This window comes from Terrabacter koreensis (genome assembly GCF_054783315.1).
On sequence record NZ_BAAGQU010000004.1, the window covers coordinates 1,443,062 to 1,463,945 of the forward strand.

The 20,884-nt window shown below is 71.5% G+C and carries 21 protein-coding genes; 11 read left to right on the forward strand and 10 right to left on the reverse strand.

Translation table 11 applies throughout. The features are described from left to right. Positions 1-45: 45 nt before the first annotated feature. The 5 genes from ACYVNR_RS09475 (at position 46) to ACYVNR_RS09495 (ending at position 7,859) form a co-directional block, all read left to right on the forward strand. Complete coding sequence (locus tag ACYVNR_RS09475) at positions 46-1,302, forward strand: hypothetical protein (RefSeq protein ID WP_461047857.1); 1,257 nt, start codon at positions 46-48, stop codon at positions 1,300-1,302. Between the two features lie 234 nt (positions 1,303-1,536). After that, positions 1,537-3,306, forward strand: a complete 1,770-nt coding sequence (gene leuA, locus ACYVNR_RS09480) for a 2-isopropylmalate synthase (RefSeq protein WP_461047858.1) — start codon at positions 1,537-1,539, stop codon at positions 3,304-3,306. Positions 3,307-3,322: 16 nt separating this feature from the next. Further along, positions 3,323-4,846: a glycosyltransferase family protein gene (locus ACYVNR_RS09485; protein ID WP_461047859.1), complete on the forward strand. Its 1,524-nt coding sequence runs from the start codon at positions 3,323-3,325 to the stop codon at positions 4,844-4,846. Between the two features lie 116 nt (positions 4,847-4,962). Continuing rightward, a complete protein-coding gene (locus ACYVNR_RS09490) occupies positions 4,963-5,415 on the forward strand; it encodes a pyridoxamine 5'-phosphate oxidase family protein (RefSeq protein ID WP_045190556.1) in 453 nt (150 codons plus the stop codon). Between the two features lie 53 nt (positions 5,416-5,468). Then, the gene (locus tag ACYVNR_RS09495; protein ID WP_461047860.1) at positions 5,469-7,859 is read left to right on the forward strand and encodes an ATP-binding cassette domain-containing protein; all 2,391 of its coding nucleotides are present in this window, start codon (positions 5,469-5,471) and stop codon (positions 7,857-7,859) included. A gap of 21 nt (positions 7,860-7,880) precedes the next feature. On the opposite strand, the gene ACYVNR_RS09500 is transcribed toward ACYVNR_RS09495, so the two are convergent. Then, positions 7,881-8,699, reverse strand: a complete 819-nt coding sequence (locus ACYVNR_RS09500; protein ID WP_461047861.1) for a maleylpyruvate isomerase family mycothiol-dependent enzyme — start codon at positions 8,697-8,699, stop codon at positions 7,881-7,883. Positions 8,700-8,717: 18 nt separating this feature from the next. Further along, positions 8,718-9,368 (reverse strand): alpha-ketoglutarate-dependent dioxygenase AlkB, encoded by a 651-nt coding sequence (locus ACYVNR_RS09505; RefSeq protein WP_461047862.1) that lies wholly within the window; start codon positions 9,366-9,368, stop codon positions 8,718-8,720. 133 nt (positions 9,369-9,501) lie between these two features. Here ACYVNR_RS09505 and recO point away from each other — a divergent pair, with 133 nt between their 5' ends. After that, the gene (gene recO / locus ACYVNR_RS09510) at positions 9,502-10,230 is read left to right on the forward strand and encodes a DNA repair protein RecO (RefSeq protein WP_045193233.1); all 729 of its coding nucleotides are present in this window, start codon (positions 9,502-9,504) and stop codon (positions 10,228-10,230) included. Positions 10,231-10,267: 37 nt separating this feature from the next. Continuing rightward, positions 10,268-11,044: an isoprenyl transferase gene (locus tag ACYVNR_RS09515; protein WP_045193232.1), complete on the forward strand. Its 777-nt coding sequence runs from the start codon at positions 10,268-10,270 to the stop codon at positions 11,042-11,044. Between the two features lie 44 nt (positions 11,045-11,088). Here ACYVNR_RS09515 and ACYVNR_RS09520 read toward each other — a convergent pair whose 3' ends face one another. The 5 genes from ACYVNR_RS09520 to ACYVNR_RS09540 form a co-directional block, all read right to left on the reverse strand. Further along, on the reverse strand, positions 11,089-11,502 hold the full coding sequence (locus tag ACYVNR_RS09520; RefSeq protein ID WP_045193231.1) for a Fur family transcriptional regulator: 414 nt from the start codon (positions 11,500-11,502) through the stop codon (positions 11,089-11,091). Continuing rightward, positions 11,499-12,545 (reverse strand): metal ABC transporter permease, encoded by a 1,047-nt coding sequence (locus ACYVNR_RS09525; RefSeq protein WP_461047863.1) that lies wholly within the window; start codon positions 12,543-12,545, stop codon positions 11,499-11,501. The genes ACYVNR_RS09520 and ACYVNR_RS09525 overlap by 4 nt, the downstream gene beginning before the upstream one ends. Then, positions 12,542-13,384: a metal ABC transporter ATP-binding protein gene (locus ACYVNR_RS09530; RefSeq protein WP_461047864.1), complete on the reverse strand. Its 843-nt coding sequence runs from the start codon at positions 13,382-13,384 to the stop codon at positions 12,542-12,544. Before ACYVNR_RS09530 ends, ACYVNR_RS09525 begins: the two co-directional genes overlap by 4 nt. Continuing rightward, positions 13,381-14,355 carry a metal ABC transporter substrate-binding protein gene (locus ACYVNR_RS09535; RefSeq protein ID WP_461048300.1) on the reverse strand — a complete coding sequence of 325 codons (975 nt, stop codon included), beginning with the start codon at positions 14,353-14,355 and terminating at the stop codon, positions 13,381-13,383. Before ACYVNR_RS09535 ends, ACYVNR_RS09530 begins: the two co-directional genes overlap by 4 nt. Positions 14,356-14,429: 74 nt before the next feature. Next, entirely contained in the window at positions 14,430-14,720 is a 291-nt protein-coding gene (locus tag ACYVNR_RS09540) for a DUF6703 family protein (protein ID WP_045193228.1), read from the reverse strand. A 79-nt stretch (positions 14,721-14,799) separates the two neighbouring features. Between ACYVNR_RS09540 and ACYVNR_RS09545 the strand changes: the two genes are divergently transcribed. After that, positions 14,800-16,194, forward strand: a complete 1,395-nt coding sequence (locus tag ACYVNR_RS09545) for a glycine--tRNA ligase (protein WP_045193227.1) — start codon at positions 14,800-14,802, stop codon at positions 16,192-16,194. A gap of 196 nt (positions 16,195-16,390) precedes the next feature. On the opposite strand, the gene ACYVNR_RS09550 is transcribed toward ACYVNR_RS09545, so the two are convergent. Next, complete coding sequence (locus tag ACYVNR_RS09550) at positions 16,391-17,230, reverse strand: sulfurtransferase (protein ID WP_045193225.1); 840 nt, start codon at positions 17,228-17,230, stop codon at positions 16,391-16,393. Between the two features lie 25 nt (positions 17,231-17,255). On the opposite strand from ACYVNR_RS09550, the gene ACYVNR_RS09555 reads away from it, so the two are divergent. Both ACYVNR_RS09555 and dusB read left to right on the forward strand, forming a co-directional pair. Continuing rightward, positions 17,256-17,987 (forward strand): alpha/beta fold hydrolase, encoded by a 732-nt coding sequence (locus ACYVNR_RS09555; RefSeq protein ID WP_461047865.1) that lies wholly within the window; start codon positions 17,256-17,258, stop codon positions 17,985-17,987. Between the two features lie 18 nt (positions 17,988-18,005). Then, the gene (gene dusB / locus ACYVNR_RS09560) at positions 18,006-19,235 is read left to right on the forward strand and encodes a tRNA dihydrouridine synthase DusB (RefSeq protein WP_461047866.1); all 1,230 of its coding nucleotides are present in this window, start codon (positions 18,006-18,008) and stop codon (positions 19,233-19,235) included. 3 nt (positions 19,236-19,238) lie between these two features. On the opposite strand, the gene ACYVNR_RS09565 is transcribed toward dusB, so the two are convergent. Beyond that, positions 19,239-19,949, reverse strand: coding sequence for a hypothetical protein (locus tag ACYVNR_RS09565; protein ID WP_461047867.1), 711 nt, complete (start codon positions 19,947-19,949; stop codon positions 19,239-19,241). A gap of 45 nt (positions 19,950-19,994) precedes the next feature. On the opposite strand from ACYVNR_RS09565, the gene ACYVNR_RS09570 reads away from it, so the two are divergent. Then, positions 19,995-20,633 carry a YdeI/OmpD-associated family protein gene (locus tag ACYVNR_RS09570; RefSeq protein ID WP_045193222.1) on the forward strand — a complete coding sequence of 213 codons (639 nt, stop codon included), beginning with the start codon at positions 19,995-19,997 and terminating at the stop codon, positions 20,631-20,633. 13 nt (positions 20,634-20,646) lie between these two features. Here ACYVNR_RS09570 and ACYVNR_RS09575 read toward each other — a convergent pair whose 3' ends face one another. Further along, positions 20,647-20,778 carry a hypothetical protein gene (locus ACYVNR_RS09575; RefSeq protein ID WP_458803569.1) on the reverse strand — a complete coding sequence of 44 codons (132 nt, stop codon included), beginning with the start codon at positions 20,776-20,778 and terminating at the stop codon, positions 20,647-20,649. Between the last annotated feature and the right edge of the window lie 106 nt (positions 20,779-20,884).

Sequence of the window (20,884 nt, forward strand, 5' to 3'; positions counted from 1 at the left end):
CCGTGAAGCCCTTACCTTTTCACTGCAGACTCGAGGCTGGTCCCTATGGCGACTCGTTCCGTTCAACCCATCCACCCCTTCCGGGCGCACTCCGGCGGCGCGGGCACGCGCCCGACTCCGGTGCCGTCGACGTCGACCGGTGCGGCGTCCGCACGGCCGGCGGCTCCTTCGCCCGAGCCGTCGTCCGCCGTCCCGTGGTTCACCGTCATCTCGCTCGCCGTCGTGCTCGCCTTCGCCGACGGGTTCTGGGTCATCTCCGTGCGCGGAGCGGTCGGCGCGATCGAGCGCACCGGAGAGCCGTTCGCGACGTGGCTGCGCGAGTCGGCCGTCATGACACCGCTCTACGTCGTGGGGGTGCTCGCCGCCCTCACCGTGGCCAAGCGTCGCTTCGGGCCGGTGCTGCGCGGCGCACGCGCGGTCGTCGCGTCCGCCTGGCTCGTCACGCTGGCCGCCTCCCTCGTCGGTGCGGCCCACCTGTTCGTCAGCGCCGCGGTGGACTTCCGGCTCCAGTCCGGCCTCATCGAGCACATGGGCTCGATGAGCACCACGTGCGGTGTCGACTGCATCGCCCGCCTGCAGTCCGACAGCTTCTGGCTGCAGGCCCACGCCGTGGGCTACGGCGCGGGCCTCGTGCTCCTGACCAACGTGCTCGTCGTGGGCTGGATGGTCGCCATGCGTGGTGGGCGCCTCCGCGTCACCTCACCGAGGGCAGTCAGGGCCTCGCGCGCGGACGACCGGGTCCTCGGGCTGGTGGGAGCGCTCGTCGGCGCCGCGGTCATCCACGTGGCGGTCGTGCCCGAGCACCTCACCGAGTGGGCGGCCGCCGGCCTGTTCTTCATGGCCCTCGCCGCGGCCCAGCTCCTCGTCGGGGTCGCCGTGCTCGTGCGGCCGACGGGCGCGGTGCGCGCCGCGGCCGTCGTGGCCGCGGCCGGGCCGATCGTCCTCTGGGTCGTGAGCAGGACGGTGGGCCTGCCGCTGGGGCCCGAGCCGGGCGTGCCCGAGGCACTGGGCATGAGCGACCTCGCGTGCGCCGTGCTGGAGGCGGCAGCGGTCGCCTTCGCGCTGGCGCTCCGTTCCACCGAGAGCACCGAAGGGGACGGCGAGGGCGCCCAGGACGACCAGGACGACCAGGACGCCGTGCGGATCCGGACGGTGAGCGCCCACCGCACCGGCCTCGTGATCGCGGCGATGGTGGCCGTGACGCTCGTCGGGGTGGCTGCCGACGGCATGCTGCTCCTCGGGGGCGACGCGCACGGCTCCGGCACGTCGCAGAGTGCCGAGACGGCCGCCGGACAGGGCTGACGCGAACCGGCCGCGCCGCCACGGCAGCAGGGACGCCCGGACCCGGTCTCAGGATCCGGGCGTCCCGGCCCAGCCTGTGGACGGGAGCGATCCCGGCGGCATACGGTGATGCCGTGCGTGCGGCGAGCCTCCTCCTTCTCTGCCGCGACGAGGCCTGATCCCGGCCCTCCTCGTCGCGGAGTTTCCCGTGTCCGGCCGGACACCGAGCGAAACGCAGATGAGAGAGAGTGCACGATGATCCACCCGCAGCAGACGTCGGGAATGCCGTTCCAGAAGTACGTGCCGTTCCACGAGCAGATCCCCTTCGACCTGCCCGACCGCACGTGGCCGACCAAGCGCATCGAGCGTGCGCCGCGCTGGTGCGCCGTCGACCTGCGTGACGGCAACCAGGCCCTCATCGACCCGATGAACTCCGAGCGCAAGCTGCGCATGTTCCAGCTGCTCGTGAAGATGGGCTACAAGGAGATCGAGATCGGCTTCCCGTCGGCCAGCCAGACCGACTTCGACTTCTGCCGCGAGCTCATCGACGGTGGTCACATCCCCGACGACGTGACGATCCAGGTGCTGACCCAGTGCCGCGACCACCTCATCGAGCGCACCTTCGACGCGATCCGCGGTGCGAAGGAGGCGATCGTCCACTTCTACAACTCGACCTCGATCCTGCAGCGCCGCGTCGTCTTCGGCCTCGACCAGGACGGCATCATCGACATCGCCGTCCAGGGCGCACGGCTCATCAAGAAGCTCGAGGAGACGATCCCCGACACGACGATCTACTACGAGTACTCGCCCGAGTCCTACACCGGCACCGAGCTCGACTTCGCGATGCGCATCTGCAACGCGGTCATCGACGTCATCGACCCGACGCCCGACCACAAGATGATCGTCAACCTGCCCGCGACCGTCGAGATGATCACGCCGAACGTCTACGCCGACTCGATCGAGTGGATGGTGCGCCACCTCGACCGGCGCGAGTCCCTCGTCGTGAGCCTGCACCCGCACAACGACCGGGGCACCGGCGTCGCCGCCGCCGAGCTCGGCTACCTCGCCGGCGCCGACCGCATCGAGGGGTGCCTCTTCGGCAACGGCGAGCGCACCGGCAACGTCGACCTCGTCACCCTCGGCATGAACCTCTTCAGCCAGGGCGTCGACCCGCAGATCGACTTCAGCGACATCGACGAGATCCGCCGCACCGTCGAGTACTGCAACCAGCTGCCCGTCGGAGAGCGCCACCCCTACGGCGGCGACCTCGTCTTCACGGCCTTCAGCGGCTCCCACCAGGACGCCATCAAGAAGGGCTTCGAGGCGATGGAGGTCGAGGCCAAGGACAAGGGGACGAGCGTCGGCGACCTCGTCTGGGGCGTGCCCTACCTGCCCGTCGACCCGCACGACCTGGGCCGCTCCTACGAGGCCGTCGTCCGCGTGAACAGCCAGTCCGGCAAGGGCGGCGTCTCCTACATCATGAAGTCCGAGCACCAGATGGACCTGCCGCGCCGGCTCCAGATCGAGTTCTCCGGGGTCGTGCAGCGCGGCGTCGACCAGGACGGCGGTGAGGTGGCCCCGTCCGAGCTGTGGTCGCGCTTCCAGGACGAGTACCTGCCCGACCCGGCGAAGCCGTGGGGTCGCTTCGAGCTCGTCAACGTCGTCACCGACTCGACCGTCGACGGCGACTCCACGATCGAGGCGACGATCACCGACAACGGCGAGCCGGTCACCATCACCGGCCGCGGGAACGGCCCGATCGCGGCCTTCCTCGACGCCTTCATGACGATCGAGGGCGCCCCCGACATGCGCGTCCTCGACTACGCCGAGCACGCGCTGTCGGCCGGCGGCGACGCCCGCGCCGCGGCCTACGTCGAGTGCGCCATCGGCCCCCGGGTGCTCTGGGGCGTCGGGGTCGACTCGTCCATCGTGACGGCCTCGCTCAAGGCCGTCGTGTCGGCGTGCAACCGTGCCTACCGCGACCGCGTCGCCGACGAGGCGGCTGCCGCCGACGCGAACGGCTGAGGTAGCGTCACGCCCCATGGACACCCCGGTCGGCCGAGCCCTGCTCAGGCTGACCGGGGTGTCGCTCGTCGCCGTCGCGATCGTGGGCGTGGTGGCCCCACGCGCGGTCAACGTGGCGCACCGTCCGCTCGTCGTCGTCCCGGCGACCCTGGGCCTGCTGGCGCTCGCAGTGCTCGCCCGCGTGCCCGGGTGGGCGAAGAGCCGGTGGTTGCCGGCGGCAACGGCCGTCGGCGGGGCGGTCGTGGCAGGTGCCGTGGGGATGATGACGGGCTACCGCTACGGCTGGGACGCCCGCGTCGTGATGGACATGGCGAGGGCGTTGCAGGCCGGGCGCCCGCTGAGCACCGACGACTACGACTACCTCTCGCTGTACCCCAACAACGTCCCCCTCCTTGCCATCGACCGCATGGGCGTCGCTGTGGGACAAGCCTTCTCACTGTCGCCCGATGCCATCCTCGTTCCGCTCAACGCCGCCTGCGTCGGCGTCACCCTGTATGCCGTCCACCTGGTCGTCGTGCGCGTGGCCGGTCGTGGCCCGGCCTTCGCGGCCCAGCTGGCGACGCTCGTCCTCGTCGGCACGAGCCCGTGGCTGGCCGTGCCCTACACCGACTTCTACGCCATGCCCTTCGTGGCCGGTGGGGTGGCCCTGGCCGTGAAGGCACTCGCTCCCGGCCCGCGGGTGTCCCGCATCGTGCTGTGGTCCCTGTCGGTCGTCTGTGTGGCGGTCGCGTACGCGATCAAGACGACGCCGGTGGTCGTCGCCATCGCCGGCGTCCTGACGGCGGTGGTCGCGATCTTCGACCACGACCTGCTGCCCGGCCGACGGGCGGGTGTCATCGCGGCGTGTGCCGTCTCGATGGCCGCCTTCGTGGGGGTCGGTCTGGGCCTGTCGGCCGCCGCCACGACGGTCTCGGGGGTCGACTCGTCGCGCATCGACGCCACCGCGACACCGCCGATCCTCTGGTGGGTCGCCCTCGGCGCCGACGAGCAGCGCACTCCCGGCGGGGTCGTGAACTACGGCGCCTACTCCCGACAGATGGTCGACGCCGTGACCCACAGCGACCAGGAGCAGATGAGGGCGTATGCGGCGGGCTTCCTCGGCGACCGCTGGGCCGAGCGCGGTCTCGGTGGAACGCTCGCCTTCTACGGCAACAAGGCGGCCTGGAACTGGGGCGACGGGATGTTCTGGGCGTGGGGCGAGGGGCCGGACTCCCTGCCGGGAGCCCTGGCGCCGGCGACCGGCCTCACGGGAGCCGTCCACGAGCTCAACGGTTTCCACGGATCTGGATATCCGTTGCGGGTAGACCTCACGCAGGCCTTGTGGCTGGCAGTGCTGCTCGTGGCAGGTGTCGGGCTGCTGCGCGCCCCCTACCGGCGCGAAACCCTCCTCCTCGCCGTCTCGGTGCTCGGGATCGCCGCCTTCACCCTCGTGCTGCAGGGGCGGTCGCGCTACCTCTTCGCGTTCGTGCCGCTCGTCGTGGCGCTCGCGGGGACCGTCCACTCGTCGCTGCCGCGGCCCGGCCGCCGACCGCGGACCTGATGACCCCCCCGTCGAGTGCCCAGTTCCCGACGCCCACCTCAGGTCGAGTGCCCACTTCCCGGCGTCGCGGATAGCGTGACCGTGAGAGACCGCGCACCGAGCACCCTGGAGTGACCGTGACCGACGAGCCGCGCCCCCGCGCCCAACGCCGACGAGACACCGAGACCCGGCTGACGGAGGACGTCGACCTCTGGGTCGCGACCGCCTCGGCCGACGGGACGCCGTACCTCGTTCCGCTCTCCTTCGACTGGGACGGCGAGGTGCTGCTCGTCGCGACGCCGACCGACAGCCCGACCGGCCGCAACCTCGCGGCCGGCCGCACGGTGCGCCTGGGCCTCGGCGAGACCCGCGACGTCACGATGGTCGACGGTGACGTCGAGGTGCTCGAGATCGGCGAGCTGGGGCAGCAGGAGGGTGACCGGTTCGCCGCGCGCACCGGCTTCGACCCGCGGCAGCTTTCCACGTCGTACCGTTGGTTTCGCATCGCGCCCCGGCGCGTGCAGGCCTGGCGTGAAGCCGACGAGCTCGCCGGGCGCGACCTCATGCGGGACGGCCGCTGGCTGGTCTGACGCCCCGGCGACCCGGACGGACTTCGATGCCCACCACTGACGATGGAGACACGATGAGCAAGGCCAGCCAGACCGCCACCGAGACGTCCGAGCGCCACGTCGCCGACAGCCACGACCTGATCCGCGTGCAGGGGGCGCGCGAGAACAACCTCAAGGACGTGAGCGTCGAGATCCCGAAGCGCCGGCTCACCGTCTTCACCGGGGTGTCCGGCTCCGGCAAGAGCTCGCTCGTCTTCGACACCATCGCGGCCGACTCGCAGCGCATGATCAACGAGACCTACAGCGCCTTCGTGCAGGGCTTCATGCCGAACCTCGCGCGGCCCGACGTCGACGTGCTCGAGGGGCTGACGACGGCGATCATCGTCGACCAGGAGCGCATGGGCGCCAACCCGCGCTCGACCGTCGGCACGGCCACGGACGCCAACGCGATGCTGCGCATCCTCTTCAGCCGCCTCGGTCAGCCGCACGTCGGCCCGCCCACGGCGTACTCCTTCAACGTGCCCACCCGCAAGGCGAGTGGCGTCATGTCCACCGACAAGGGTGGCCGGGTCTCGAAGGCCGTGGTGCGCGAGGCTGTCTACCTCGGCGGCATGTGCCCGCGGTGCGAGGGCATGGGCCACGTCAGCGACATCGACCGGACCGCCCTCTACGACGAGACGAAGTCGCTGAGCGACGGGGCCCTGACCGTCCCCGGCTACTCGATGGACGGGTGGTACGGCCGGCTCTTCGAGGGCGTCGGGCTGCCCATGGACACCCCGATCGAGAAGTTCACCAAGAGGCAGCTCGACACGATGCTCTACGCCGAGCCGACCAAGATCAAGGTCGAGGGCGTCAACCTCACCTTCGAGGGGATCATCCCCAAGATCCAGAAGTCGATGCTGTCCAAGGACCCCGAGGCCATGCAGCCGCACGTGCGCCGGTTCGTCGAGCGCGCCGTGACGTTCCAGACCTGTCCCGAGTGCGACGGGACCCGCCTGACGCCCGAGGCCCGCTCGTCCAAGATCGGGGGCAAGTGCATCGCCGACCTGTGCTCCATGCAGATCAGCGACCTCGCCGAGTGGCTGCGCGACCTCGACGAGCCCTCCGTCGCGCCTCTGCTGACCGCGCTGCGCCACAGCCTCGACTCGTTCGTCGAGATCGGGCTCGGCTACCTCTCGCTCGAGCGACCCGCCGGCACCCTGTCGGGCGGAGAAGCGCAGCGCACCAAGATGATCCGTCATCTCGGCAGCTCGCTCACCGACGTCACCTACGTCTTCGACGAGCCGACGATCGGGCTGCACCCGCACGACATCGCCCAGATGAACGGCCTGCTCCTGCGGCTGCGCGACAAGGGCAACACCGTGCTCGTCGTCGAGCACAAGCCCGAGACCATCGCCATCGCCGACCACGTCGTCGACCTCGGCCCGGCAGCCGGCACAGGCGGCGGCCAGATCGTCTTCGAGGGCACGGTCGAGGACCTGCGCGCCAGCGACACCGTCACGGGACGCCATCTCGACGACCGCGCCACCTTGAGGTCGACGGTGCGCACACCCACCGGCACCCTCAAGGTGCGCGGCGCCGACACCAACAACCTGCGCGACGTCGACATCGACATCCCTCTCGGGGTGCTCGTCGTGCTCACCGGCGTGGCCGGCTCGGGCAAGAGCTCGCTGGTGCGTGGCTCCGTCGAGGGCCGCGAGGGCGTCGTCACGATCGACCAGGCCGCGATCAAGGGATCGCGCCGCAGCAACCCGGCGACCTACACCGACCTGCTCGAACCGATCCGCAAGGCGTTCGCCAAGGCAAACGGGGTCAAGCCTGCGCTCTTCAGCTCCAACTCCGAGGGGGCGTGCCCGACCTGCAACGGCGCCGGAGTCATCTTCACCGAGCTCGGGGTCATGGCCACCGTCGAGTCGCCGTGCGAGGACTGCGAGGGCCGGCGGTTCCAGGCGGCCGTGCTGGAGTACGAGCTCGGGGGCAAGAACATCGCCGAGGTGCTCGCCATGCCGGTGTCGGAGGCGCACGCCTTCTTCAGCGAGGGCGAGGCCAAGGTTCCGGCTGCCGCGACCATCCTCGGCCGCCTCGAGGACGTCGGCCTCGGCTACCTCAGCCTCGGCCAGCCGCTGACGACGCTCTCGGGCGGCGAGCGGCAGCGGCTCAAGCTCGCCACTCACCTCGGTGAGAAGGGCGGCACCTACGTCCTCGACGAGCCGACGACCGGCCTGCACCTGGCCGACGTCGAGCAGCTGCTCGGGCTGCTCGACCGTCTCGTCGACTCGGGCAAGTCGGTCATCGTCATCGAGCACCACCAGGCCGTCATGGCCCACGCCGACTGGATCATCGACCTCGGCCCGGGCGCCGGCCACGACGGCGGCACGGTCGTGTTCGAGGGAACCCCGGCCGACCTGGTGGCCGCCCGCTCGACGCTCACGGGCAAGCACCTCGCCGACTACGTCGGCGCCTAGGGCGCCGACGCAGGCGCCGGTTCAGTCGATCGAGCCGCCGATCACCGCGTCGACCGCGGCCAGGGCGGCAGGGTCTCCGTCGCGCGCGATCTCGCCCTCGGCGGGGCGGTTCCAGAGCCAGCAGTCGAGGTCGGCGGCCGACCCGCAGATCTCGGCGGCCGCCGTCTCGTCGGGCCCGTCGACCACAAGGAAGCGCTGGGTGTCGATGGCGTCGCCGTCGCCGTCGGTGCCGGTGACGCGCACGGGGGTCACGGTCCAGGCGTGCATCGCGTCGACCGTCGCGATCGTCACGGCGGGGCCTGTCGGCGCGTGCGTGAGGCCGGGCTCGGGCTCGTAGCCGCGCATGATCCGCAGTGCCTCGTCGACACCGTCAGCGGCGAGCCGGCAGTCGAGGGGTGTGCGGTCGCCGACGGTGAGCTCGGCGTCGAGGCGGTGGATCATCGCCTCGTGGGCCTGCCGGCGCCGGATGTAGCCCGCGGTCTTGTCGTCGGCCCACATCCACAGCGGGGTCTCGGGAGGCAGCTCGGACAGGAGGCGGTGGAGGCGTTCGCTCGACCGGTCGTGGAAGGCGAGCAGGCCGGCACGGTCGGCAGGGCGCTCCTCGCGGTCGGAGTCCATCGCGTCGAGCTCGGCCGGGTCGGTGAGACCCCGTTCGGCGATCTCGCCCCAGAACCACTGCACCTCGGCGAGGTGCCAGAGCAGGTCGTCGGCGTCCCAGTCGGGGCAGGTCGGCACACGCACGTCGGCGGGCGCCTCGGCGAGGGCGGCGCGGAACCGCGCCGAGTCGGCCGCGAGATGGTCGAGGAAGGGAAGGGGGCCACCTGAGCGGCTGGACGGCATACGGGAATCTCCTTGGTGTCAGCGGACGCCGGCTACACGGAACTGCACGGAGATGCGTGGTCCCATGGGGTCGGACGTCTTGGGCACCGAATGGTCCCACGTGAGCTGGCACGAGCCACCCATCACCACGAGGTCACCATGTCCGAGGGGGTAGCGCAAGCTCTTTGTCGTCGACCCGGGGATGGCTCCGCCGTCGCGCGGGCGGAGCGCCAGGGTGCGGGGCGACCCCAGTGACAGGATCGCGATCATCGTGTCGCTGTCGCGCGACCGGCCGATGCGGTCGCCGTGCCAGGCGACGCTGTCGCGGCCGTCGCGGTAGAGGCACAGCCCGGCGGTGACGAACGGCTCGCCGAGCTCGTCGGCGTAGTGCGCGCTGAGGGCGTCGCGCGCCTCGTCGAGCAGCGGGTGGGGGAGCTGCTCGCCGCCGGCGTAGAACTTGGTCAGTCTCGGCACGTCGACCACTGAGTCGTACATCTGTCGCCGCTCGGCGTGCCAGGGGACGTCGCGCAGCAGGGCGGTGAAGAGCTCGTCACCGGCGGCGAGCCAGCCCGGGCGCACGTCGACCCACGCGCCGCGCGCGAGGTGGTGGCGGGTGAGTCCGGTGCCGACGGCCCGCAGCGTCATCGCGTCGCTGAGGTCGAGCAGCGAACCCTGGAGAGCGAGGTCCATGCCCCCACGATAACCCGAAACCTCGAACGCGTGTTCGACTGACGCGGTCTGTCTCGAGCGCCTTCGCCGTGCTTTCCGGAGGCGACGGCGCGTGCGGTGCGGCGCACGACGGGCGGCGGGGGAGAATGGCCGCATGCCCCTCTACCGTGACGAGGCGATCGTCCTGCGCACCCACAAGCTGGGTGAGGCCGACCGCATCATCACGATGCTCACGCGCACGCGCGGGCGGGTGCGCGCGGTGGCCAAGGGCGTGCGCCGCACGAAGTCGCGCTTCGGGTCGCGGCTCGAGCCCGGCATGGTCGTCGACGTCCAGTGCTACGAGGGTCGCAACCTCGACACCGTCACCCAGGTCGAGACTCTCGCCCCCTACGGCGACGCGATCGCCCGCGACTACACCGCCTACACGTGCGCGACCTCGATGCTCGAGACCGCGCTCCAGCTCACAGAGGAGCACGAGCCGCAGACCCAGCAGTACCTGCTCCTCGCCGGTGCGTTGCGGTCGCTCGCCGAGCGGGCGCACGACCCGGGGCTCGTCCTCGACGCCTACCTGCTGCGCTCGCTCGCCGTCGCCGGCTGGGCGCCGAGCTTCGTCGACTGCGCGCGCTGCGGCGCGAGCGGGCCGCACCGTGCCTTCAACGTGCAGTCGGGCGGGGCCGTCTGTTCCGTATGCCGTCCGCCCGGGTCGAGCGCACCCGCGCCCGAGACCTTCGAGCTGCTCGCCTCCCTGCTCGCCGGCGACTGGGAGGTTGCCGACGCGAGCGACGAACGGCATCGTCGTCAGGGCAACGGCATGGTCTCCGCCTTTCTGCAGTGGCACATCGAGCGTGGTCTGCGTTCGCTGCGCCTGGTCGAGCGTGCCTGAGCCGCAATCGAACCCGACTTCACCGATCCGGAGACCCATGTACGCCAAGCCGTTCCCGCACCCGTCCGGCGCCACGCCGCCCTCGATCCCCGCCGACCTGCTCCCCAAGCACGTGGCGATCGTCATGGACGGCAACGGACGGTGGGCCAACCAGCGGGGGCTGCCGCGCACCAAGGGCCACGAGGCCGGGGAGGCGTCGCTGCTCGACGTCGTCGCTGGGGCCGTCGAGGTCGGCGTCACGCACCTGTCGGCATACGCGTTCTCGACCGAGAACTGGCGCCGGTCGCCCGAGGAGGTGCGCTTCCTCATGGGATTCAACCGCGACGTCATCCGGCGCCGCCGCGACCAGCTGCACGAGTGGGGCGTGCGCATGCGCTGGGTCGGACGCGCGCCGCGGCTCTGGCGGTCGGTCATCAAGGAGCTCGAGGTCGCCCAGGAGCTGACCCAGCACAACACGGGGCTGACCCTCTACTTCTGCGTGAACTACGGCGGACGTGCCGAGATCGCCGATGCCGTGCAGCGAATCGCCCATGACGTCAAGGGCGGTCGGCTGCGCCCGGGGTCCGTCGACGAGAAGACCATCAAGAAGTACCTCGACGAGCCGACGATGCCCGACGTCGACCTCTTCGTGAGGTCGTCGGGGGAGCAGCGCACCTCGAACTTCCTGTTGTGGCAGTCGGCCTACGCCGAGATGGTCTTCCAGAACCGTCTCTGGCCCGACTACGACCGGCGCGACCTGTGGGCCGCCATCGAGGAGTACGTCGCCCGTGACCGCCGCTACGGCGGCGCCGTCGACACCCCCACGACCGCCTAGCGACGTCGGGAACTGGGCACTCGACTGGGCTTCTCGTCGAGTGCTCAGTTTCCTACGGTGGCGCAGTCGGCGCAGGTGCCGAAGATCTCGAGGGTGTGCGTGACGTCGCGGAACCCGTGGTCCTCTGCGACCTTGTCGGCCCACCGTTCGACGGCGGGACCCTCGACCTCGACGGTGCGACCGCACGCCCGACACACGAGATGGTGGTGGTGGTGCGTCGAGCAGGCGCGGTAGACCGCCTCGCCGTCGTCGGTGCGCAGGACGTCGACCGTGCCCGCGTCGACCATGGCCTGGAGGGTCCGGTAGACCGTGGCGAGGCCCACGCCCGCGCCTGCCTCGCGCAGCCGGGCGTGCACGGTCTGGGCCGAGGTGAAGTCGTCGGACTTCTCGAGCAGGTCTGCGACAGCGGCCTGCTGGCGGGTCGGCTTGCGAGTGGTGCTGCTGCTCCGGTCGGTCATGGCCTCGTCCCTGTCGTCGGTGCGATCGTGTCGGACGTTGTGGCGCCGTCGCGGGCGGCCAGGCTGTCCTCGTGGTGGTGCACTCCGTGCTCGTCGTAGTGGCCCTCGTGCGCTGCGTGGAGGTGGCCGTCATGGACGTAGTCGACGTGGTCGCCGTGCGGCACGGCCGGGTGCCCGCACTCCGCCCCGTGCTCGTGCTCGTGCCGTTCCGCGACGTCATGGCGGCCTCCGCCGACCCGGGCCAGGATGCCGGTGACGAGTGCCGTGACGACGAAGAGCCCGACCGCGAGCAGCACGATGGTGCCGCCGGACGGGGTGTTGAGCGGGTAGGAGAGGGCGACGCCGCCGACGGACGACACCAGGCCGAACCCGATGGCCCAGCGCAGCCCGCTGCTGAACGACCTCGCGACGAGCTGGCTCGCGGCGTTGGGCACGATCATCAGGGCGCTGATGAGCAGCAGCCCGACGACACGCATGGCGACGACGACCGTGGTTGCCGTGAGCACGGCCAGCACGATGTTGAGGGGCAGCACCGGGATGCCGACCGCTCGCGCGTACTCCTCGTCGTTGGCGACGGCGAAGAGGCGGGGGCGCAGCACCCACGTGGTGACGGCGATGAGCAGGGCCAGACCGGCGAAGAGGTAGAGGTCGCCGCGCTGCGTGGTGAGGATCGACCCGAAGAGGTACTTCATGAGGTTCGCCGGGGTGCCGTCGGGTGACTTGCTGATGATGACGACGCCGCCGGCGATGCCACCGTAGAAGATCACGGCGAGCGCGACGTCGCCGTTGGTCCGGCCTCGAGTGCGCAGCAGCTCGATGACGACGGCCGCGACGAGCGCCGCCACGAGCGCCGTGAGCACCGGTGCGGACCCGGTGACGAGACCGATGGCGACACCCGCGAGCGCGACGTGGCCCATCCCGTCCCCGATGAGCGAGAGCCGGCGCTGCACGAGGAAGATGCCCACCATCGGGGCGACGGTGCCGACGAGCAGCGCGGCGACGAGCGCCCGCTGCATGAAGTCGACCGTGAGCAGGTCGGTCATGGCCGCCGCCCTTCGGGGTGGGTCGTGTCGAGCGGGCCGTGCGCCAGCGACGCGTGCCCGTCGAGCTCGTGGTCGTGGTGGTGGCTGTCATGGTCGTGGTGCACGTGGTCGCGGGCGTGGGCGTACTCCTGCGGCGTGCCGTCGAACCGGATGTGCCCGCCGTCGACGACGACGATCCGGCTGAGCAGCCGTTCGAGGGCGCCGAGCTCGTGGGTGACGATCACCATCGTCACGTCGCGCTCGACCAGGCGCTCGAGCACGTCGGCCAGCACGTGCTGGCTCGCGGCGTCGACGCCCGCGGTCGGCTCGTCCATGATCAGGATGTCCGGCTCGGCGGCGAGTGCACGTGCGATGAGGACGCGGCGCTGCTGCCCGCCGGAGAGGGTGCTCACCTCGGTGGTGGCGCGGTCGGCGAGACCGACGACCTCGAGCGAGCGGGCCACGACCTGGCGGTCGGCCGCGCGGAGCCGCCCGAGCCAGCCGATGCGGGCCAGGCGGCCCGTCGACACGATCTCCTCGGCGGTCGCCCGCACCGACCCCGACAACGTATGCCGTTGGGGCACGTAGCCGATGCGCGCGCGGTCGTGGAACTCGGCGCTGTCGACGCCGAAGAGGCTGACCGTGCCGGACGTGCGCTCGTTGAGGCCGAGCACGCCCTTCATCAGGGTGGACTTGCCGGAGCCGTTGGGGCCGACGATGGCCACGATCTCGCCGCTGCGGATCGTCAGGTCGACGTCGGTCAGCACGGGCCGGTCGCCGTAGCCGAAGCCGGCGCCGCGGAGGGCCACGACGGCGTCAGGGGCCGCCGGGCCGTCGGGCAGGAGCGGAGCGGACCTCATGAGCACCCCTGTCCTTCGCGCAGTGTCGCGAGGTTGCAACGCATGACCTCGAAGTAGTCCGTGCCGCGCGTGGCGGAGGTGATGCCCTCGATCGGGTCGAGCGTCGCGACCTTGGCCCCGGTGGACTCGGCGACCGTCTGCGCGAAGTGCGGTTCGACGAGCGTCTCCTGGTAGATCGTGGTGACGCCCGCCGACGACACGAGGTCGGAGACGGCCTTGAGGGCGCTGGCGCTCGGCTCGGCCTCGGGGGAGATGCCGGTGATGCCCTGCTGGTGGAGGCCGTAGCGGGCCGCCAGGTAGCCGAAGGCGCCGTGGCTGGTGACGAGCTGCTCGGTGCGGCAGTGCGCGAGGCCGACCCGCAGCTCGTCGTCGAGCTGCGACAGCTTCTCGACGAAGGCTGCGGTGTTGCGCGCGTAGGTCGAGGACCTGGACGGGTCGTCCTTCGACAGGCGCGCGCTGATGGCCTCGGCGACGGCGGCGTAGCGAGTGGGGTCGAGCCAGAAGTGCGGGTCGTCGGCGCCGTGACCGTGGTCGTCGTGCTCCTCGGCCGACTCGCCCTCGTGCTCGTCGGGACTGGCCGGGACGAGCTTCGCCGCGTCGGCCACGTCGAGCACCTTCGCGCCGTCGACGAGCCCGACGGCTTCGTCGACCGCCGGCTGAAACCCGTCGGCGTAGACGACGAGCCTCGCCTTGGTCATGCCGCCGATGTCCTGGGGCGCGAGCTCGAGGTCGTGCGGCTCGGCCCCGGGCCGGGTCAGCACCGTGACTTCGGCGGTGTCGCCGACCACCTGCTGGGTCGCGAACTGGATCGGGTAGAACGACGTCACGATGGGAGAGTCGGGCTCGCTCGGCGGGGACCCGGCGCTGCAGGCGCCGAGGGCGAGGGTGGCCGTGACGGCGAGAGCCGCCAGGTTGGCCGGGGCGCCGACGCGCCGGCGGGGACGTGGAAGGGGATGCCTCACGGGAACCATCCTCACCCAAAATGAGAATGATTGTCAAAATCGAGACGTCGGTTGCGCCGCCGCGCAGGCGCGCAGCCCGCGTGTCAGGCGCCGGGCACGATCCTCACCACGGCGACGGCGACGGCCAGCACGAGCACCGCAGTGCGCATGAGCCGCTCCGGCAGCGCCAGCCGCTGCCACGTGAGGAAGAGCAGCCACCCCACGAACGCGGCCACGACGAGGAAGGCGATGCCGGCCCAGGGACGCGGCGCGAGGACGCCGACGGCCAGCAGGGCGACGAGGACGCCGATCGCCACGGGCCGCGGCACGGCGTTCATCCGTTCGACCCAGGGGGCCGACGCGTGCTCGACTCGGGAACGGAAGCTCAAGGACACCTGACGAGCGTAGGGGACGCGGCGGCATACGCAGGACACGTGGTAAACCGACCGGCGCCGGCCCGATAACCTGTCCCGCATGGCCAAGCAGACATCCATCGTGGACACCGTCGTCAGCCTCTGCAAGCGCAGGGGCTTCGTCTTCCCGAGCGGTGAGATCTACGGAGGCACCCGGTCTGCCTGGGACTACGGCCCCCTCGGCGTCGAGCTCAAGGAAAACATCCGGCGCCAGTGGTGGAAGTCGATGGTGACCGGCCGTGACGACGTCGTCGGCCTCGACTCCTCGATCATCCTGCCGCGCGAGACCTGGGTCGCCTCCGGCCACGTCGGCACGTTCACCGACCCGCTCGTCGAGTGCCTCAACTGCCACAAGCGCCGCCGCCAGGACCACCTGCAGGAGGCACTCGCGGAGAAGAAGGGCATCGCCGACCCCGACTCGATCCCGATGACCGACATCGTGTGCCCCGACTGCGGCACCAAGGGCCGGTGGACCGAGCCGCGCGACTTCCAGATGATGCTCAAGACCCACCTCGGCGTCATCGAGGACGAGTCGGGCCTGCACTACCTGCGTCCCGAGACCGCCCAGGGCATCTTCGTCAACTTCAACAACGTCATGCAGGCGTCGCGCAAGAAGCCGCCGTTCGGCATCGCCCAGACCGGCAAGAGCTTCCGCAACGAGATCACGCCCGGCAACTTCATCTTCCGCACGCGCGAGTTCGAGCAGATGGAGATGGAGTTCTTCGTCAAGCCGGGCGAGGACGCCGAGTGGCACCAGTACTGGATCGACGAGCGCACCCGGTGGTACACCGACCTCGGCATCAACCCCGACAACCTGCGCCACTTCGAGCACCCGCTCGACAAGCTGTCGCACTACTCGACCCGCACCGTCGACATCGAGTACCGCTTCAGGTTCGCCGGCTCCGAGTGGGGCGAGCTCGAGGGCATCGCCAACCGCACCGACTTCGACCTGTCGACGCACACGAAGCACTCGGGCACCGACCTCGTCTACTTCGACCAGACGACCGGCGAGAAGTACACCCCGTACGTCATCGAGCCGGCAGCCGGCCTGTCCCGCTCGCTCATGACCTTCCTCGTCGACGCCTACGCCGAGGACGAGGCGCCCAACACCAAGGGCGGCGTCGACAAGCGTGTCGTGCTGCGCCTCGACCCGCGCCTGTCGCCGGTCAAGGCCGCCGTGCTGCCGCTCTCGCGCAACGCCGACCTGTCGCCCAAGGCGCGCGACCTCGCCGCCACGCTGCGCAAGCACTGGAACATCGACTTCGACGACGCCGGCGCCATCGGCAAGCGCTACCGCCGTCAGGACGAGATCGGCACGCCGTTCTGCATCACGGTCGACTTCGACACGCTCGACGACCACGCGGTGACCATCCGCGAGCGCGACACCATGGCGCAGGAGCGCATCGCCCTCGACCAGGTCGAGGGCTACCTGGCGCAGCGCCTCGTCGGCTGCTGAGCCCTCCCGTCCGACCACGTATGCCGTCCGCCCACCTCGGGCGGGCGGCATACATGCGTCTTGCCCGCAACACACCCGCCAACGGTCAACGCGCGACGGCTGCAACCAGCGCCGGCTGACCGTTTCCGGGTGTGTTGCGCACCGGGGGCTGCGCGAGCAGGGAGTGCGAGCGGCGGCCTGGGGGGTGCGGGGCGGGTCAGCCCGGGGTGCGGCCGGTCGCGATGGGCCGGGACGGGTCGCGGATCCACTCGCTCCACGACCCGGGGTAGAGCACGGTGTCGACACCGAGCTCGGCGAGCGCGAGCATCTCGTGGGCCGCGGTGACGCCGGAGCCGCAGTAGACGCCGACGGGGCCGCTGCCGGTGGCGGCGCCGCCGGTCACCCGCGACCAGTGCTCGGCGAGGTCGCGGCGGAACGTCCCGTCAGCGGTGACCCATTCGGTCGTGGGACTGCTGACGGCCCCGGGGATGTGGCCCGCCACGGGGTCGATCGGCTCGGTCTCGCCGGCGTAGCGCTCGAGCGCGCGGGCGTCCAGGAGCAGTCCCTCGCGCGCGAGCACCGCAGCCGACGAGGCGTCGAGCGTCGGCAGCTGTCCGGGGCGCACGACGACGTCCCCGTTGCGGTCGTGCGGCTCGTCCGTCGAGACGGGCAGGCCGGCGGCGAGCCAGGCGGCCCAGCCCCCGTCGAGCACCCGGACGTCGCCGATGCCCAGCCAACGCAGCACCCACCAGGCCCGCGCGGCGGCATACGAGTCCTTGGCGTCGTAGGCCACGACGCGGCTGCGCTCGGTGATCCCCGCACGTCGCAGCACCGCCTGCACGACCTCCGGGTCGGGCAGCGGGTGCCGTCCGCCGTCGCCGGCCGGGGCAGCGAGCTCGGTGTCGAGGTCGACGAAGAAGGCTCCCGGCACGTGGCCCGCCGCGTAGTCCTGACGACCTGCGGGCGTGTTCGCAGTCGTGAGCGCCCAGCGGACGTCGAGGACGACGACGTCCTCGATCTCGTGGGCGAGGTCGGCGGCGCTGATGAGGTGGGTCACCGGGCCATCGTGGCATTCTCGCCCTGTGCCCGCTCACCTGGTCCTCGTGCACGGCTCGCGCCTGTCGAGCACCCAGTGGGCGCCCCAGGTCCCCCTGCTGCGCGGCCGTGTCGGCCTGACGCTCGTCGACCTCCCGGGTCACGGCGCCCGCGTCGACGAGACGTTCACGATGGACCGCTGCGTCGAGGTCATCGGCGAGGCCGTGGGGTCGGCGTCGGCGCACGGTGACCCCGTCGTGCTCGTCGGGCACTCGCTCGGCGGCTTCGCCGCGATGGCGTATGCCGCTGCCCGTCCCGACACCCTGGCGGGCCTCGTGCTGGCGGGGTCGAGCGCGACACCGACCGGTCCTGGTGCGGCCGTCTACCGCGGGGTCGCGGCCCTGACCGACCGCCTCGGCCCGGAGCGGATGACCCGCGTCAACGACCGCGTGCTGCACCGGCTCTACCCGGCCGAGCGCATCGACCCGGTCATCGCGGGTGGCTACTTCTTCGCGCCGACGCCCGCCGCCTGGCGCGAGGTCATGGACCACTGCCGTCCCTCGATGCTGCACGCCGTGCGCTGCCCGGTGCTGCTGCTCAACGGGCAGTTCGACCAGTTCCGGTTGGGCGTTCGGGCCTACCTCAGGGCGTGCCCGACGGCCCGTGCCGAGACGATCCGGCGGGCGAGCCACCTGTCCAACCTCGACCAGCCGGAGGCCTTCGCCGCGGCCCTGCTGCGCTTCGCCCGCGAGGTCGCCGATTCGGCTCACCGGGCCTGATCGGGGACAATCGGGCACGTGACCGACGTGCTGACCCCTGTGACCGAGCCGGCGGGTGCGGTGCTGCCGCCCCTGCGCATCGGGCGACACGTCATCGAGTCGCCCGTCGTCCTGGCCCCGATGGCCGGCATCACCAACCGGGCCTTCCGGCGCCTGTGCCGCGAGTACGGCAACGAGGGCACGGCGCTCGCGCCGACGCGCGGTGCCTCGGGGGCCACGAGCCTCTACGTGAGCGAGATGATCACGAGCCGGGCGCTCGTCGAGCGCACACCGGAGTCGATGCGCCTCATCGAGCACGACCCCGACGAGAACCCCCGCTCGATCCAGCTCTACAGCGTCGACCCGGCCACGGCCCGGGCGGCCGCGCGCATGCTCGTCACCGAGGACCGCGCCGACCACATCGACCTCAACTTCGGCTGCCCCGTCCCCAAGGTCACCCGCAAGGGCGGCGGCTCGGCGCTGCCGTGGAAGAAGGAGCTCTTCAAGCGGATCGTCGGTGCCGTCGTCGAGGAGGGCGCGAAGCGCGACATCCCCGTCACGGTCAAGATGCGCAAGGGCATCGACGACGAGCACCTCACCTTCCTCGACGCCGGGCTCACGGCCGAGGCGGAGGGGGTGGCCGCGGTGGCGCTGCACGGCCGCACGGCGGCCCAGGCCTACTCCGGCACGGCCGACTGGACGGCGATCAAGCTGCTCAAGGAGACCGTCACGACCGTCCCGGTGCTCGGCAACGGCGACATCTGGTCGGCCGACGACGCCCTGCGCATGGTGCACGAGACCGGGTGCGACGGCGTCGTCGTCGGTCGGGGCTGCCTCGGCCGCCCGTGGCTGTTCACCGACCTCGCGGCGGCGTTCGCCGGCACCTCGGCGCGGGTCACCCCGACGCTGGGCCAGGTGGCCGACACGCTGCGCACGCACACGGCATACCTCGTCGACTTCTACGGCGAGGAGGAGCGAGCCTGCCGCGACATCCGCAAGCACATCGCCTGGTACCTCAAGGGGTTTCCGGCCGGCTCGACGATCCGCAACTCGCTCGCGCTCGTCGACTCGATGGCCTCGCTCGACGCGCTGCTGGCGACGCTCGACCCCGACGCGCCGTGGCCGGGCGACGCCGCCGAGGGCCAGCGCGGACGCGCCGGGTCGTCCCGCACCGTGGCGCTGCCCGACCGCTGGCTCGAGTCGCGCGAGCTCTCCGAGGAGCACGGGCGCACCATCGCCGAGGCCGAGCTGTCGGTCAGCGGCGGTTGAGGCTCACTTCAGCCAGACGCTGAGCGGGCCGAGACGCTCGCAGCCTGCGGCGACGGCGGCGTCGACGCCCGCTCCGGCCTCCCAGCCGACCAGAGGTATGCCGTTCGTGATCGTCCGCGCCGCAGCGGCTGCGGCGGCCCAGGCGCGTTCGTCGTCGCCGTCGTGCGTGAAGACGTTACCGAGCCCGGCGACGCCGTCCGTGACGTTGACGACCGCCCCGGCGACCACTGGGGAGTCCGCGTCGCCGGACGCGTGCCCGGCCAGGACGTGCACCCCCGGCGCCTCGAGCAGCGACGGGCGCAGGATCGCCTCCGCCTCGGGGTCGCTCGCCCAGGCCCGGACCCAGGCAGCCATGTCACTCGCCGTCCCGACGCGCCGCCACGTGGGGCCGGCGGGGGCGAGCCGCACGGACGGGTCGAGCCAGACCCACTCACCGACGACGAGGCGGGCGAAGTCCTCCATCGACAGGTCGAGCCGCGACCAGGAGTCCTTGACCGAGCAGCCGTCGGAGTCGTCGACGCGGGCGAGCACGTCGTACTCGCCGACAGTGGGGGAGAGGGTCACGGCGTCGGGGTAGTAGGGCGGGGTCCGGGTGGCAGCGGTCCACGCATCGGCGTCCGTCGTCGTGACGACGCCGTGCGAGCGGGCCACGGCGTCGCACCACAGGGCGTTGTTGCGGGCGGCGAGGACGATGCGGTCGGTCACGTCTTTCACACCGGTGATCCTCCCAGCGTCGGCGGTGGCTGGCAGGATCGGGGCATGCGAGAGGGTGGGTCCGCCGAGCGCCCGGCGACGTTCTTCGATGACGCCGACGACTTCCGCGCCTGGCTCGAGGCCAACCACGGCACCGCGACCGAGCTGTGGATGGGTCTCAACAAGAAGCACGTGGAGCCTCGTGGCCTCCAGTGGGCCGAGGCGGTGCGCGAGGCGCTGTGCTTCGGCTGGATCGACTCGGTCGCGCAGCGCATCGACGAGGATGCCGTGCGCCAGCGGTGGACCCCGCGCAAGCCCGGAAGCAACTGGAGCACCATCAACATCAACGCCGTGGCCGAGCTGAGGGCTGCCGGGCGGATGCACCCGGCGGGCCTGGCCGCGTTCGAGAGGCGCCGCGAGGACCGCTCCGGCGTCTACGCCTACGAGAACCGCGAGCGCACGTGGCCCGAGGCGTACGAGGCGCTGCTGCGGGCCGACGCGCGCGCCTCCGCCTTCTGGGACGCCGCGACGCCCTCCTACCGCAAGGTCGCCACCAACTGGGTCGTCACGGCCAAGCAGGAGTCGACCCGCGACAAGCGGATGGCCGAGCTCGTCGACGACTGCGCCAACGGCCGGCTCATCAAGTCACAGCGCTACGGCGCCGAGCCCGCCTGGGTGCGCCGCATCCGCGACGAGCTCGGCTGACCGGCCCCGAAGGTCAGCGTTTGCCCTTCGGCGGGATGATCTCGATGTGGTCCTTCGCCGCGGCCTTGGCATGCTTGTCGGCCCGCTTCTCCTTGAGCGACCTGGCCTTCGTGGACATGTGGGACTTCGGGGACTTGTCGCCCATGGCGCGCTCCTGTGGTCGGAAGCCTGAGCGGCTCCATGGCTCAGTATGCGCCCTCGCGACGCCCGTGGACCTCGCGCCCCGGTTCGGGTGCGGCGCCCCGGTCGAG

Excerpts from the sequence above, each read along its gene's own strand:
- ACYVNR_RS09475 (WP_461047857.1), top strand. The coding sequence starts at position 46 with ATGGCGACTCGTTCCGTTCAACCCATCCACCCCTTCCGGGCGCACTCC.
- leuA (WP_461047858.1), top strand. The coding sequence starts at position 1,537 with ATGATCCACCCGCAGCAGACGTCGGGAATGCCGTTCCAGAAGTACGTG.
- ACYVNR_RS09485 (WP_461047859.1), top strand. The coding sequence starts at position 3,323 with ATGGACACCCCGGTCGGCCGAGCCCTGCTCAGGCTGACCGGGGTGTCG.
- ACYVNR_RS09495 (WP_461047860.1), top strand. The coding sequence starts at position 5,469 with ATGAGCAAGGCCAGCCAGACCGCCACCGAGACGTCCGAGCGCCACGTC.
- ACYVNR_RS09500 (WP_461047861.1), bottom strand. The coding sequence starts at position 8,699 with ATGCCGTCCAGCCGCTCAGGTGGCCCCCTTCCCTTCCTCGACCATCTC.
- ACYVNR_RS09505 (WP_461047862.1), bottom strand. The coding sequence starts at position 9,368 with ATGGACCTCGCTCTCCAGGGTTCGCTGCTCGACCTCAGCGACGCGATG.
- recO (WP_045193233.1), top strand. The coding sequence starts at position 9,502 with ATGCCCCTCTACCGTGACGAGGCGATCGTCCTGCGCACCCACAAGCTG.
- ACYVNR_RS09515 (WP_045193232.1), top strand. The coding sequence starts at position 10,268 with ATGTACGCCAAGCCGTTCCCGCACCCGTCCGGCGCCACGCCGCCCTCG.
- ACYVNR_RS09520 (WP_045193231.1), bottom strand. The coding sequence starts at position 11,502 with ATGACCGACCGGAGCAGCAGCACCACTCGCAAGCCGACCCGCCAGCAG.
- ACYVNR_RS09525 (WP_461047863.1), bottom strand. The coding sequence starts at position 12,545 with ATGACCGACCTGCTCACGGTCGACTTCATGCAGCGGGCGCTCGTCGCC.
- ACYVNR_RS09530 (WP_461047864.1), bottom strand. The coding sequence starts at position 13,384 with ATGAGGTCCGCTCCGCTCCTGCCCGACGGCCCGGCGGCCCCTGACGCC.
- ACYVNR_RS09535 (WP_461048300.1), bottom strand. The coding sequence starts at position 14,355 with ATGGTTCCCGTGAGGCATCCCCTTCCACGTCCCCGCCGGCGCGTCGGC.
- ACYVNR_RS09545 (WP_045193227.1), top strand. The coding sequence starts at position 14,800 with ATGGCCAAGCAGACATCCATCGTGGACACCGTCGTCAGCCTCTGCAAG.
- ACYVNR_RS09570 (WP_045193222.1), top strand. The coding sequence starts at position 19,995 with ATGCGAGAGGGTGGGTCCGCCGAGCGCCCGGCGACGTTCTTCGATGAC.
- ACYVNR_RS09575 (WP_458803569.1), bottom strand. The coding sequence starts at position 20,778 with ATGGGCGACAAGTCCCCGAAGTCCCACATGTCCACGAAGGCCAGGTCG.